Origin of the sequence: Salinicoccus luteus DSM 17002 (assembly GCF_000712035.1) — a bacterium.
Classification (GTDB): Bacteria; Bacillota; Bacilli; order Staphylococcales; family Salinicoccaceae; genus Salinicoccus; species Salinicoccus luteus.
Genome location: NZ_JONV01000011.1, coordinates 69175 through 82889 on the forward strand (window position 1 = coordinate 69175; position 13715 = coordinate 82889).

The window sequence follows — 13715 nt, forward strand, 5'->3', positions numbered from 1 at the left end:
GCTTATTTTGAGAGAACTTTGAGTTCAATGACTTCTCTGAGCTGATTTTTCACGGATTCGATCGGCAATGCACGCACTACCGGATCAAGGAAGCCGTGGATGACGAGCCTCTCCGCCTCTTTTTGAGAGATGCCGCGGCTCATCAGGTAGAACAGCTGGATCGGATCTACACGTCCGACGGATGCTGCGTGGCCTGCTGTAACATCATCTTCATCGATCAGAAGGATCGGGTTCGCATCACCGCGCGCCTTTTCACTCAGCATCAATACTCTGGATTCCTGCTGGGCGTCACTGCGTGTTGCACCGTGCTTGATGTACCCCACACCATTGAAGATGCTGGAGGCACTGTCCTTCATTACGCCATGCTTCAGTATATGGCCTGAGGAGTCCTTGCCGTAGTGGATGATCTGAGTCGTGAAGTTGAGCGTCTGCTCACCACGGCCCACAACGACCGTCTTCAGGTTGGATACGGAATTATCTCCCATGAGATAGGTCGTATTGTCATTGATGACATTGGAGTCGTTCATCAGACCGAGCGCCCAGTCGAGTGTTGCATCACGGCCGACGACACCACGGCGGTTGACGTAGCCTGTGAATCCTTCAGAAAGGAAGTCCACTGCACCGTAGTTGACCTTCGCGTTGTCTTTCGCAATGACTTCTGAAACGATATTGAACTGTTCATTGGATTTATCTACGTTGGAAAGGTAGTTTTCGACGTAAGTCAATTCAGACCCTTCATCTGCAACAATCAGTACGTGGTTGAACAGTGACGCTTTCTCGTCGTCATGGAGTACGACCATCTGTACCGGATCTTCAATCTGCACATTCTTTGGTACATAGACGAACAGACCGCCGTTGAGCATCGCCGCATGGTATGCAGCAAGCTTGTGCTCGTCAATCTTCACGCCTTCAGTCATGAAATACTTCTCCACGAGTTCCGGGTGGTTTGCACTGGCTTCGATGATGTTTTCAATCACCACGCCCTGGTCGAGCAGTTCATCGGAGACTTGCAGATATGCCGGGGTGTTGTTGTGCTGTACATAGATATTTTTCGTGTGCTCGATATCCAGAAGGCTCTTGACCGCTTCAGGCAGTTCTTCCAGTGAGCCGTATGTCGCGCTGTCCGTCACCGGCTGGGATACTGTGAAGAAATCCCATTTGTTGAGCTTCGTCTTGTCCGGCTTCGGCATATCGAGGGATTCGATTTGTTCTAGTGCTTCTTTTTTCCTGCTGATGAGAAGTTCAGATTCACCGCGTGATTCTGCACGGGAAATGACTTCATCAGCATTGATAACATATTCATTAACTTCAGTAGCCATGGTCATCCTCCTGTCCTATTCTACATCTGCAGCGATAGTTTCGTCTTCAATGCCAAGTTCTTCCTTGATCCAGTCGTAACCTTCCTCTTCAAGACGCTTGGAAAGCTCTTCGCCACCGGATTTCACTACACGGCCCTGCATCATTACGTGAACGTAGTCAGGTGTGATGTAGTTCAGAAGACGCTGGTAGTGTGTAATGATCAGCGCGCCGAAGTTTTCGCCACGGAGTTCATTGATTCCTTTGGATACTACTTTGAGTGCATCGATATCAAGGCCGGAGTCGATTTCGTCCAGGATGCCGAATTTAGGCTCAAGCATCATGAGCTGCAGGATTTCGTTGCGTTTCTTCTCCCCACCGGAGAATCCTTCGTTCAGGTAGCGTGTTGACATATCCAGATCCATTTCCAGATAGTTCATGTTCTTGTCCAGTTTCTTGATGAACTGCATCAGGTTGATTTCGTCGCCCTCTTCGCGCTGTGCATTGATTGCAGAACGGAGGAAGTCTGAGTTCGTCACACCTGAGATTTCAGATGGATACTGCATGCCGAGGAAAAGTCCGGCCTGCGCACGTTCGTCAACTTCCATTTCAAGTACGTTTTCGCCATCGAGCAGTACTTCACCTTGAGTCACTTCATATCTCGGATGTCCCATGATCGCCTGAGCAAGCGTGGATTTACCTGTACCGTTCGGTCCCATCACCGCGTGGATTTCTCCTTGCTTGAGTGTGAGGTCGACACCTTTGAGAATTGCTTTGCCGTCTATTTCGACGTGCAGATCTTTGATTTCTAGAACAGAAGCCATTTATTAACCCTCCAACAGATTATTTTGTATATGTTTCTCCATACCAGTTTATAATAATTCTAAATAATAGTCAAAGCCTGGCACGGGATTTAAATTACCACTATATTATAACGTAAATGCGCCACACTTTAAACCTTTACACTCCTTTTAACGCCAATCCGGCAATAAAATAAACCTCACGACTGATAATGGTCATGAGGTAAATGAAAATGAGCTACTTGATGATGTCCAGGGTGAACGGGGGTTTATAGACTTTTCCTTCATTCGCCTTGATGGCACCCATGATGAGGAATATATAGAATGCGACGGTAATGATCGGTCCAATGACCAGGCCGATGAGTATGAAGGATGTAAGCCATGCTACGAACATGTAGATCGTGTAGGACAGGCCGAAATTGACAACGTGCCTCAACGCCTCGCCTGTGGCCGGATCGTCATCCTTTTTCAGCACCCATATGAGCAAGGGACCCAGTACTGCCGTAAAGGCGGACACGATAAAAGAAACCATTACGAGTGATTTGTCGAAAACTTGCGCATTTTCTCCGTTCATTTCTCTTCCCCCTATGCAATCAAATTGCCATACAGTGTATATTTACCCTAAAAATGCAGATGGTAACGGTGAAATTAAAATTCCTTCCGTGCATTTCTGCCTTCCAATTGAAAAAACGAACCGTTTTTTTTCAATTGAAAACCCCCGATCGTTTGATCGGGGGCTGGTTCATCATTCCACTGGAATGACCGCACCTTCGTAGTTCTCTTCGATGAACTGTTTGATTTCCTCGCCCTGGAGCACCTCCATGAGCTTCTGGATGTCTTCACGTTCCTCATCACCAGTGCGTACAGCCACAAGGTTGGCGTAAGGGGAATCTCCGTCTTCGACGACGATGGAGTCCTCCGTCGGGCTGAGCCCGCCATCCAGTGCGAAGTTGGAGTTGATGATGACAGCAGGCGCCTCATTGTTTTCATACATGCTCACAAGCAATTCCGGTGCTGTCTGGTTGTCGAATTCGAAGTTCTTTTCGTTTGATGTGATATCGTCAAAAGTCGCATCTTCTATATTGATGCCATCTTCTATTTCAACCAGGCCGGCATCGACGAAGAAGGAAAGGAAACGCCCTTCTTCAGCGGGGTTGTTGGACACGAGGATCGTCGATCCATCCGGCAGTTCCTCCAATGAATCATAGTCTTGGGAATATACGGCCATCGGCTCGATATGTACGTTCCCTGCACTTGTCAAATCATAATCGTGGGATTCCTTTTCGCCTTCAAGGTATGGCGTATGCTGGAAGTAGTTCGCATCCACTTCCTCATCCGCAAGCAGGCGGTTTGGCGTTGTATAGTCATTGACGATTGCTATATCAAGTTCAATGCCCTCCTCTTCCAGGATGGTTGCCGCTTCTTCCAGAATTTCAGCATGTGGCGCCGGTGAGGCTGCGATGGATATTGTGCCCCCCGCTTCCTCAGTCTCTTCATTTTCAGCGTTCTCCGTTGTTTCTTCGCTTTCTTCACTGTCCTCAGTTACGGCATCTTCCGAACCGCCGCTGCCGCATGCGACCAATAGAGCTGCAAAAATAGAAATGGTGAGCAGCAAGAAAATCTTCTTCATTACACTTTCCCTCTTTCCTGATTGGTTTTATTTTGATGACTACCGCTTGTCGACCGCTTTTGCGGCCAAGTCCCCAAGAATCTGGATGACAAAGACGATAATCAGTATTGCTACAGTTGCGACCAGGGTGACATCACTCTGGTTTCTTGTGAAACCGACCATATATGCCAGGTTGCCGAGGCCCCCCGCACCGATGACGCCGGCAATCGCTGTGGAGCCGACAAGCATGATGGCGGTGACGGTGATGCCTGAAATGAGCGCCGGCAATGATTCCGGCAGCAGCACCTTCCAGATGATCGTCCATGTATTGGCGCCCATGGATTCGGCGGCTTCAATCACCCCTTTGTCTATCTCCTTGAGCCCGATTTCAACGAGGCGTGCATAGAAGGGCGATGCACCGATGATGAGTGCAGGCAGTGCCCCCTGCGACCCCATGATCGTCCCCATCAGCACCTTCGTGAATGGAATGAGGAGGATGATCAGTATGATGAATGGAATCGCACGGAACAGGTTGACAAGGAAAGCAGTGACGCCATAGACCGGCGCACTGGCCGCATGCTCGCTTTTGGATGACAGGAAAAGGATGATTCCGAGAATCAGCCCGAATATGAATGTAAACGCAGTGGAAATGACGGTCATGTAAAGCGTTTCGTTCGTCGCCGTAAAGACATCATCCCATTTGACGTTTTCGAATGAGAACATCTCGGCGAATGCATTGATGAATTCGCTCATCCTTCCACCTCCACTGTCACAGCATGTTCAGCCAGTTCCTGCTCCAGGCTTTCAAGGTCCGCATCATCAATGTCGATTGCCACATACAGGTGGCCATAGGACTCATTGTTCGTCCGCTTGATATTGCCCGAGAGGATGTTCAGATCAAGATTGTATTTCTTGACGACCTGCGAGACGATCGGCGCTTTGGACTGAGAGCCGACAAAGCCGAGCTTGAGTATTTTCGAGGTCGGGAACATCTCCCTGACCTCCTCGAATGACAGGGCCGTCTCCTCATCGTTGATGTCATCTTTGACAAAGCGTTTCGTCACGCCATGCTCCGGATTCTGGAACAGCTTTATCACCGGCCCTGTCTCCACGACCCGGCCATTTTCCATCACTGCCGCACGGTCGCATATCTTGCGGATGACGTGCATCTCATGGGTGATGAGGACGATGGTGAGGTCCATTTCATCACGTATCCTCACCAGCAGGTCGAGTACCTCGTCCGTCGTTTCGGGATCAAGCGCACTCGTCGCCTCATCACACAGGAGTACTTCGGGCCTGTTGGAGAGCGCCCTAGCAATGCCGACCCGCTGCTTCTGCCCGCCGGAAAGCTGGCTCGGGTAGTTGTCCTCGCGCCCCTTGAGGCCGACGAGCTCCACCAGTTCCGCCACACGGCGTACCCGCTCCTTCTTCGGTACACCGGCAATCTCCAGCGGGAAGCTGATGTTTTCGGCGACGGTCCGCGACCAGAGCAGGTTGAAGTGCTGGAAGATCATGGAGACCTTCTGGCGTTTCCTGAGCAGGTTTGCCCGGGTCATCGCACTGATGACATCTTCGCCGATCACCACTTCGCCCGAAGAGGGCTGTTCCAGCCCATTCAGCATTCTGATCAGCGTGGATTTGCCCGCGCCAGAATAGCCGATGACACCAAATATCTCCCCTTCCTTGATATGGAGATTGACATCATCCACAGCCTGGATGGTATTGTTCTTTGTCTTGAAAACTTTCGTTGCTTTCTTTATATCGATCATACGTTTCACCCTGACTTGTATATTGGAAAGGTCGTACATTTTCCGTTCCACTAAAGAAATAAAAAGCCCACTCAAAAGTTGAGTAGGCACCGGTTTTATCCATCAGCCTCTCATCTTCGACCAGTCGATCAGTGAATTGGCACCTTGTCATAAAGACGGTTGCCGTGGTTTCATCGGGCACTTCCCTCCACCACTCTTGATAAGAGTTTCATTATTAGATTGTTAATAATACTATCATCCGCATTCCTATTCGTCAACAAGGAATTCATCGAACACTTCCGTCAGATGGGTCACCGACTGGAAGGCATATACTTCCCTGATCAGTCTGCCCTTCCTGAACAGAAGCAGTGCGGGCGCCGATCTGATTTCATACAATTCAATGAGATCCTTATGATAGTTCAAATTTATGGAAGTATATGAAAATCCCTTCATTTCAGAGACGATATCGAGCATCCTTTCCGCAATCTGGCAGTTGGCACATATCGGCGCATAGCCATAGAGCACGAACGTCTCCTCAGATTGAATACGGCTGGTAATATCGATTGTCCTTGGTTCTTTCATCATTACTGAACTTACCTTTCATGATCAGGCTTGTATCTACATAAAAATCGTGTCTCATAAGGAGGTTTGCCAAGTAGTCGCGTGGGCAGCGGCCCACTTCACCGAATTTCGGGTCAATATATATGTGAGTACTTTCACTCAGATGTTTTTTAAACCATTTCCTGATGTTTTTTCCCTCTTTGTCCGCGTCGGACAGGATATAGATGTCGGAGCCATTCAGCTGGTCGAGAATCTCATCCAATTTTGAGATTCCCATTGTACCATGGGTGCATATGATCTGTACAGGTTCAATCAATACTTCTTCGATGCGCCGCTTATCCGTCTTCCCTTCGACAATGAGCACTTTATCGGAAAAATACATTGCCATCACCCCTGGTATCATATTTGAAAAAAACTCCAGACGATGTCCAGAGTTTCAGTTTCTATGCATCCACCATTTCTTCGTAGGCATCCGCATCCATCAGTTTATCAAGTTGTGATTCATCGGACAGTTCAATGACCACCATCCATGCTTCTTCATAAGGAGATTCATTGACAAGCTCAGGGCTGTCCTCGAGTTCTTCATTGATTTCGACTACTGTACCACTGAGCGGTGCATACAGTTCGGATACCGTCTTAACGGACTCCACACTGCCGAACGATTCCCCAGTAGTAATTTCATCGCCTTCAGCAGGCAGCTCCACAAATACGATATCACCGAGTTCGGATTGGGCGAATTCCGTAATACCGATTGTTGCTTTGCCATCTTCAAATTTGACCCATTCATGATCTTCTGAATACTTGAATTCTTTAGGTGTTGCCACGACAAAAACCTCCTTTTTCTTATACACTTATATAATCTCATAGTTCACACTATTTAGGCAAGGCTAATTCCGGCTGTTCACAAATTGTTTGTATTCCTCTTCCTTGAAGCCGAGCACTACGCTGGAGCCGTCGTAGAGAAGGGGACGCCTGATCAGCATGCCGTCTGTTGAAAGCAGTTCAACCTTCTCCTCTTTCGTCATTTCATCCAGACGTTCCTTAAGGTCGAGTTCCTTGAACTTCTTGCCGCGCTTGTTGAAGAATTCATCGACATCCCTGCCCGAGCGCTCCACCAGTTCGAACAGTGTGTCAGCCTCCGGCGGCTGCTTCACCATGTCTATGCTCTCGAATTCAACGTCATTTTCCTGCAGGAACTTCTTTCCTTTGCGGCAGGTCGTGCATTTCGGGTATTCATATAATGTAATCATCCATTACCTCCAGAAGGGTTGTTATCCATAATATACTTGCAAATAAATGCATATTGCAAGCGGAATCGGACTGCCCGTTTCATATTCCGTCCGAAAGATGATAAAATGGATGATAATCACACTGTTAAAGGAGCATTGATAATGGAAGCAATCAGACAATATGATGACTATAGCAAGAAAATACAGGGCGATGACAAGATCATCATCAAATTCTTCGCCGACTGGTGCCCGGACTGCACACGCATGAACATGTTCATCGATCCGATCCTTGAGGAATACAAGCACATCGACTGGTATGAACTGAACCGTGACGAAGTGCCGGAAGCGGCGGATGAAAATGATGTCATGGGCATCCCGAGCCTGCTCGTCTTCAAAAATGGCGAAAAGCTTGCCCATCTGCACTCTGCAGATGCGAAATCACCTGAATCAGTTAAAGACTTCCTGCAGAAGAGCATATAGACAGGATGAAAGCGTCCAGCATTCTGGACGCTTTTCTTATGATTACTCGAATATTTTCAGGTTTTCCTTGAGGACTTCGGCATGAATCTGTCCCGGTGCCGCCTTATGTGATATATATCCGTATGTCAGGCAGGAGCCGAATACACCGCCCGCCAGCCGCGTAATCCTGCCCATCTCCCCCATCGCAATGCCCACTATCTGGCAGTCGAACTTCTCGCGTGCGTCATGAACAGCGCTGAGTACACTGAGTACATCCCGGCCGTCTGAAGGCTTGTAGGCAAGCTTCAATATATCTCCGCCCCGTTCATACATATTCCTGTAGGTTGCCATCATCTCATCAAAGTGTGGTGTATCCTTGAAGTCATGCTGGCTCAGGATGATACCGACCCCTTTCTCCTTCGCCTTCTGTACCAGGTTGTCCACGATATCCTCATATTTGAAGAATTCAATATCGATGATGTCGACGCTGCATTGTTCGAGTACAGCACCGAGCAGGGATTCGTACTCTGCCGCAGTCTTCTGCCCCTTTCCGCCTTCATTCAGCGTACGGTACGTATAGATGACCGGGTAGTCCTGCATCTCCTGGAGGATGTGGTTGACCAGTTTGATGTGCTCCTCATGACTCAATGCATCGAATGAATCACTTCTGATTTCGACGATGTCAAACAGTCCGGCATGGGATAATGCCGCTTCTATTTCTTCATCGACCGTTTCTTTGGAGTGGTTTGTAAAAGAAACCACCACCTTCGGTTGGCCTGCTCCGATTTCTACACCTTTAATATTCATATGGATCCCTCTCATAATCTCTTTTTATTTATATACATTATAGAAAGTTTAAAGAAAATTCAATCATCCAAATGGAATATATGTAAAATTTCTATATTGTTTATTCCCTTTCTGGAGGGGGGACAACCATAATGAGGTGATGAAAATGTTAAAACTGAAAAGAGCGTATGATGGTATTTCGAAACAGGATGGGAAACGGATACTGGTTGATGGCATCTGGCCAAGAGGCGTCAGCAAGGAAGGCCTGTCATCTGATGAATGGTATCGTTCCCTCGCCCCGTCGAAAGAGTTGAGGGAGTGGTTCGACCATGATCCTGATAAATGGGGAGAGTTCAAGAAACGATACTTCAAGGAACTCGACAGTCATAAGGACATGCTCAGAGAAATAAAGGAACAGAGCGATGATCATAATATTACCCTGCTGTATGGAGCGAAGGATGAAAAGTATAACCAGGCTGCCGCAATTAGGGAATACATTGAAAACATGGATTGAGTCTCCGCCCAACAATAATGTTTAGCAAGTACACTAAATGGATATCCTATGTGTAGAGCACACGACATGTTTAGAATTTCAATTTTCATCACGGTGCTCATCACACTCCCATCAGCATTATGTGTATAACATCACTACAAACTAATAGGAGGTATTAAGCATGAGTAACGACGAAATGAGAAATCCGGAAGAGAAGGCGGCAAACATGGACCAGGAGAACAAGGATCAGATTCTTGAAAGCTACAATAAGTTCATCAACTATCTGGGAGACCAGGTCAGCAAGGGCGAAAAGGTCGGTATGGATGAAGACCAGTTGGCCAAGGCTGCAAAAAGGGTCGCCGACTACCTTGCATCCAACGAAGAACCGCGCAATCGTGAAGAACAGGTACTGAAAGAGCTGTGGAAAGAAACCGAGAATGAGGATGAAAAAAATACCATCGCAAGAGTGCTTGTCAGACTTGCACAGAAATCGAATGGATAAAGGATTTTAGCATCATCCACAAGGGCACTTCCGATCGGAAGTGCCCTTCTTACCGTCTGTTATATTTTTTCAGATATTGAAGTATGAACTGCTTGTCATCATGGGCGATGATCTCCCCCCGGTAATGCTGGGGTTCATTGATGCCGGTCAACAGGATGATCGTCTCTGGATCAGCATAGTCAACGGCCTGGACAATGCCTTCCTGACGCGATAATGCAGTGATGATGTTGGTGTCATCATATGAATCGGGCAGGTATTTCCGCATCATCCTGATGATCCTCTCCTCATCTTCATATCCCACCTGTTCTGCAGCGAGCACGAGATAATACAGCCCCTCAGGCACCAGTTCCATCGTCATCCTGATTTTCTCATCCCCTCTCAAACCGATGCCGGTCACCATGACGATCAGCTTCTTCCCCACTTTTTCAGCATACTTCATCGCATTGGTGATGGATTCCTTGATTGCAATCGGTGTGTGGGCGAAATCAAGTATAAAATCATACCGATCTTGGGAAAAGAGTTCAAAACGATGTACAGGAGGCGTAATCTTCTCTGCCGCTCCGATCACTACATCGATGTCGTGCCCCAGTTTCAGCAAGGCAAATATGCTCGTTGCCAGATTGATATAGTTATGCTCCCCAAGGAAGCCGGGTCTCACTTCGTAATGGTCCGCCCCTACGTGAAGCTTGATGTGGTCAATCTCAGTCCGATAGCGGTAGTAGGTATCCTCATGTTCCGAGAAATGATATCGGTCTTTGGCGATGACCCAATATTCCGGAGTGTCCATATTGACAAGGATTTCATCACTAAGGGCAGCCAGGCTCAGTTTTGCCTCAAGATAACGCTTCATTGTCCTGTGGTAGTCCAGGTGTTCCGGACTGAAATTGATGAAGACTGCCAGATCATTGCGGAGGAAGTCCGTACGTCCCTGATCAAGGGCGATGGATGTCGCTTCATAGATGATATAGTCGTACTCCCGTATTGAGAAGTACTTGATGATTTCGGCAAATTCAAAATGCATCGGTGTTGTGGGTGTCGAATGCGGAAAAGCAACCCTTTCATATTCTCCATCGAACACTCCAAGTGTTCCTACCGTCGCCACCCTATAGCCCAACTCCGACAGCAGCCTCCCAATAAAATGGCTCGTCGTCGTCTTGCCATTGGTGCCAGTCACCCCGATATACTTCATTTTTTCGATATGTTCACCATAGAAAAGATTAATGAGACTGATTGATGCTTTGGTGAAATCATTGATATAGAGGATATCCGCTTCATCATGGAAATCGGCAAAGGTCTCCGCCTTAAAATCTGTGATGATGAGGGCAGGATGCCGTCCAATCGCCTTCCGAAAATATTTGTCTGAATTCTTCGAGGCCTTCAGCATGAAGATGTAGCCTGCCTCAAGATTCTGATACATCGATGTAATGCCCTGAATCCTCTTCCCGTTTTGGTTGTCCCCCATCAGATTCTGCGCAGTGATGTGCGCTTCAATTGTTTTCAATACCGTCGTTACCTTCATCAAAGTCCCCTTTATTCCCTCAATTGTAAATTTACCCGAAAGTTGGTTCTTCTACTATACAATAAATGCCGCCAGCATAATACATCATATACATAAATTTTATGCTACCTGTATTCTTCGATGAGTGAAGAATTCAGAAGGTAGTGCTGACGGTATTTATGTGCAAGGCCGCCTATGAACGCCAGCAATGTTTCGTGTCCTGCCCGGCCCTGCATGAATTCCTCCTTCAACCTCTTATACTCCATCCACTCATCTTCATCACAGATCTTTCTGGAGTAGCCCCACATATGATCAATCGCATTCATCATAGAACCTTTCGTCGGCGGAACCGCCAGCGCACCATTGACAAGCGCTTCTGCCTCTTCATATGAACATTTCCCTTTCAATGCCTCGCGGATTTCATTGTAGTGCTTTTGACTATGGAACATGACCCGGTATTTTTCACGGGCCCACATCTGCTCCGTTCTTCCACGTTCCCTCATAATTTTCCTCCTCCCTGTTATTCTACCCACGAAAAAAGCCTGCAACCGTAGGTTGTCAGGCTTTGCTGATGGAGACGGCAGGAGATGAAAAGCGTGTCTTGTGGCTACAGCTTATATTCTGTCAATCTTGTAGGGCTGTTTTCCCATCAAATATTTGAAGATTGTAAACTGCTTCAGAATGACTCCCACCCCGATGCACATTCCTATGGTCAACAGCAGGGAAGTCAGAATGAAGATGATTGTCATGTCTGCAAATACCGAGGTCGTACTATATATGCCCGGCAATATGATCGGATGGAACAGGAAGATGAAGAATGAGAAGCTTGATATCAGGGCGTATACGCTTGGCGCCAATCCCGTCAACTGCGTCGACAGATTCAGCAGGAAAAGGAATCCTGCAGTATGGAGGGGCATGAGCGCATAATCGAAGCTTGTGACAGTATAGAAATCCCCACGGTTCATGAATATCAATGCTGCATAGGAGATGATCACCAGCAACAGGATGATGGCGATCTGATTATTAACGAATTCCAGCACTTTTTCGTAGTTTGCACCGATATAGGCACCAAAAAAGTAGAAGAAGACCCATCCGAGGATGAATGTGGTATTGCCGAACGGATAGATGCTGTCCACAAAATTCGCCGTAAATCCATGATTGTAATAGCTGTACAGGAATGCGAAATTTATGATGAATGACACGAACAGCAGCAGCTTTGAGCTCAGGATCTTCGGACTTATCCTATAGACTATCCAGTTCAGCACAGAAAACTGCATGATGACCAGGATGAAGTAGCCGTACCAGTTTCCGAGGAGGACACTGTTCCAGAAGATTTCCCAGAATGTTTCTTCCCGGAAAGTGTTTTCTGTGAAAGCATAGATGACCCCCACCATCAGATAGGGCACCAGTATGAACTTGACCCTGTTCCACAGATAGTTTTCCGGCAGACTCTCCCTGTAGTTCATTGTACTCAGCATCACTGAGAGAATGATGAAGCCTGGGGTTGCAACGATGAAGATGTTTCTGATCCAGTACAATACTTCAATCTGGTTTTCATCCGCTCCAGTGCTTACCGCATACTCTGTAAGCAGATGGGTCAGAACGATGAATACGCTTAGTATTACACGCAGATAATTGAGTTCTGTTTTCATCTACCTCAACCCTTCCCAGTCTTCTATCAACAGTTCAAAAGCATCTTCACTGATCAGCACTCTCGGAATATAATATTGGTTGGAATCCGGCCTTATTTCTTTTTCTTCCAGTGTAAAGCCGTACTCTATTCCTTCTTCTTCAAAAGCTTTTGTTGCTGTATCATTCGATTGGCCGAATGGATATGCGATTGTGTTAATGTTCGAATCATTGAACTCCGATTCGAAATAATCCAGACTCGCTTCGGTATCGACAGCCACCTCTTCTTCACTCTTGGTCAATAGCCTTGCTGTGTTCCCTTCGAGATGGTGGAAGTCGTGTGTATGTGTAGAAAACTCCCAAAGCCCACTATCTTCCATCTCATTCAGCTGTTCCTGCTCAAGCAATGAAATATTATTGAAATCTGCATTGCCGACTTCACCGGTTATCACAAAGCCTGTAGCAGGTATATCATATTTTTCCAGTATCGGATGGGCATTTTCATAGATTGTCGTGTCCATATCATCGAAGCTGATCCAGACACAGCGCTCCGGGAAGTTGCCTTCTTCATAGTATCCAACCAGCTCTTCCATAGTGACGAAATTGGCATCCTGATCCCTCAGGAATTGCATCTGTGATTCAAATGCTTCTGTGGACACACTGTAGACGCTGAGCTCCTTGTTGCTTGACAGGAATTTGAAGACATTCTCAACAATTCCATAATCCCTGACCCTATGGTAATTCAGCCCCACACAGCTGTTCTCCTCATGGTCGAGGTCTTCAGGCCTGTCCATCTCTGGATACTCGGTCGGAAGATTGGCCTGGTTCAAAATCAGTGAAAGCATCAATGAACCAGACATCATTAACTTTAAAAACATCATTTGGAAGTCACCCTTATTAGATTGGCAAAATATGTCGCCATAAGATAAACGAATGAAACTGCAGCGCCGATGACAACAACCGTGAAGATGAACGATATATCAGCCGGATCCACATTCAGAATGGTACGGCTGAGCTGGACGTAGTAAGTGTCTATATTAAGCAGTGTAAAAGAAATAGTCATGAGTGCCACTGTACTGTACATCCAAAGCACCAAAGAAAATGT

The 13715-nt window shown here is 47.0% G+C and carries 19 protein-coding genes and 1 riboswitch; of the genes, 3 read left to right on the top strand and 16 right to left on the bottom strand.

Going from position 1 to position 13715, the window contains the following annotated elements:
• Positions 1–2: 2 nt before the first annotated feature.
• From sufD to BO53_RS0109165, 10 genes are all read right to left on the bottom strand, one after another.
• Complete coding sequence (sufD, locus tag BO53_RS0109120; protein WP_031547468.1) at positions 3–1319, bottom strand: Fe-S cluster assembly protein SufD; 1317 nt, start codon at positions 1317–1319, stop codon at positions 3–5.
• 15 nt (positions 1320–1334) lie between these two features.
• The gene (gene sufC, locus BO53_RS0109125) at positions 1335–2120 is read right to left on the bottom strand and encodes a Fe-S cluster assembly ATPase SufC (protein ID WP_031547470.1); all 786 of its coding nucleotides are present in this window, start codon (positions 2118–2120) and stop codon (positions 1335–1337) included.
• Between the two features lie 214 nt (positions 2121–2334).
• Positions 2335–2670 (bottom strand): DUF4870 domain-containing protein, encoded by a 336-nt coding sequence (locus tag BO53_RS0109130; protein WP_031547472.1) that lies wholly within the window; start codon positions 2668–2670, stop codon positions 2335–2337.
• A gap of 171 nt (positions 2671–2841) precedes the next feature.
• On the bottom strand, positions 2842–3726 hold the full coding sequence (locus BO53_RS0109135; protein ID WP_031547474.1) for a MetQ/NlpA family ABC transporter substrate-binding protein: 885 nt from the start codon (positions 3724–3726) through the stop codon (positions 2842–2844).
• Positions 3727–3765: 39 nt separating this feature from the next.
• A complete protein-coding gene (locus BO53_RS0109140) occupies positions 3766–4458 on the bottom strand; it encodes a methionine ABC transporter permease (RefSeq protein WP_031547477.1) in 693 nt (230 codons plus the stop codon).
• Entirely contained in the window at positions 4455–5474 is a 1020-nt protein-coding gene (locus BO53_RS0109145; protein ID WP_031547479.1) for a methionine ABC transporter ATP-binding protein, read from the bottom strand. The genes BO53_RS0109140 and BO53_RS0109145 overlap by 4 nt, the downstream gene beginning before the upstream one ends.
• A 107-nt stretch (positions 5475–5581) precedes the next feature.
• Positions 5582–5680: riboswitch (SAM riboswitch) on the bottom strand.
• 40 nt (positions 5681–5720) lie between these two features.
• Positions 5721–6038: a thioredoxin family protein gene (locus BO53_RS0109150; protein ID WP_084184997.1), complete on the bottom strand. Its 318-nt coding sequence runs from the start codon at positions 6036–6038 to the stop codon at positions 5721–5723.
• Positions 5989–6396, bottom strand: a complete 408-nt coding sequence (locus BO53_RS0109155; protein ID WP_031547483.1) for a toprim domain-containing protein — start codon at positions 6394–6396, stop codon at positions 5989–5991. The genes BO53_RS0109150 and BO53_RS0109155 overlap by 50 nt, the downstream gene beginning before the upstream one ends.
• A 61-nt stretch (positions 6397–6457) precedes the next feature.
• Positions 6458–6838, bottom strand: coding sequence for a glycine cleavage system protein GcvH (gene gcvH, locus BO53_RS0109160; RefSeq protein ID WP_031547485.1), 381 nt, complete (start codon positions 6836–6838; stop codon positions 6458–6460).
• Positions 6839–6901: 63 nt separating this feature from the next.
• Entirely contained in the window at positions 6902–7264 is a 363-nt protein-coding gene (locus BO53_RS0109165) for a Spx/MgsR family RNA polymerase-binding regulatory protein (RefSeq protein WP_031547487.1), read from the bottom strand.
• 141 nt (positions 7265–7405) lie between these two features.
• On the opposite strand from BO53_RS0109165, the gene BO53_RS0109170 reads away from it, so the two are divergent.
• On the top strand, positions 7406–7723 hold the full coding sequence (locus BO53_RS0109170) for a thioredoxin family protein (RefSeq protein WP_031547489.1): 318 nt from the start codon (positions 7406–7408) through the stop codon (positions 7721–7723).
• A 42-nt stretch (positions 7724–7765) separates the two neighbouring features.
• On the opposite strand, the gene aroD is transcribed toward BO53_RS0109170, so the two are convergent.
• On the bottom strand, positions 7766–8509 hold the full coding sequence (gene aroD, locus BO53_RS0109175) for a type I 3-dehydroquinate dehydratase (RefSeq protein ID WP_031547490.1): 744 nt from the start codon (positions 8507–8509) through the stop codon (positions 7766–7768).
• 145 nt (positions 8510–8654) lie between these two features.
• On the opposite strand from aroD, the gene BO53_RS0109180 reads away from it, so the two are divergent.
• Positions 8655–9002 (top strand): DUF488 domain-containing protein, encoded by a 348-nt coding sequence (locus tag BO53_RS0109180; RefSeq protein WP_031547492.1) that lies wholly within the window; start codon positions 8655–8657, stop codon positions 9000–9002.
• 160 nt (positions 9003–9162) lie between these two features.
• Positions 9163–9483 (top strand): DUF3243 domain-containing protein, encoded by a 321-nt coding sequence (locus BO53_RS0109185; RefSeq protein WP_051683079.1) that lies wholly within the window; start codon positions 9163–9165, stop codon positions 9481–9483.
• A 49-nt stretch (positions 9484–9532) separates the two neighbouring features.
• Here BO53_RS0109185 and BO53_RS0109190 read toward each other — a convergent pair whose 3' ends face one another.
• The 5 genes from BO53_RS0109190 to BO53_RS0109210 form a co-directional block, all read right to left on the bottom strand.
• A complete protein-coding gene (locus BO53_RS0109190) occupies positions 9533–11002 on the bottom strand; it encodes a Mur ligase family protein (protein WP_031547496.1) in 1470 nt (489 codons plus the stop codon).
• Between the two features lie 104 nt (positions 11003–11106).
• The gene (locus BO53_RS0109195) at positions 11107–11484 is read right to left on the bottom strand and encodes a YbgA family protein (RefSeq protein ID WP_031547498.1); all 378 of its coding nucleotides are present in this window, start codon (positions 11482–11484) and stop codon (positions 11107–11109) included.
• 111 nt (positions 11485–11595) lie between these two features.
• Positions 11596–12633, bottom strand: coding sequence for an acyltransferase family protein (locus BO53_RS0109200; RefSeq protein ID WP_031547500.1), 1038 nt, complete (start codon positions 12631–12633; stop codon positions 11596–11598).
• Positions 12634–13491, bottom strand: a complete 858-nt coding sequence (gene icaB, locus BO53_RS0109205; RefSeq protein ID WP_031547501.1) for an intercellular adhesin biosynthesis polysaccharide N-deacetylase — start codon at positions 13489–13491, stop codon at positions 12634–12636.
• Positions 13488–13694: a hypothetical protein gene (locus BO53_RS0109210; protein WP_031547504.1), complete on the bottom strand. Its 207-nt coding sequence runs from the start codon at positions 13692–13694 to the stop codon at positions 13488–13490. Before BO53_RS0109210 ends, icaB begins: the two co-directional genes overlap by 4 nt.
• Positions 13695–13715: the final 21 nt, after the last annotated feature.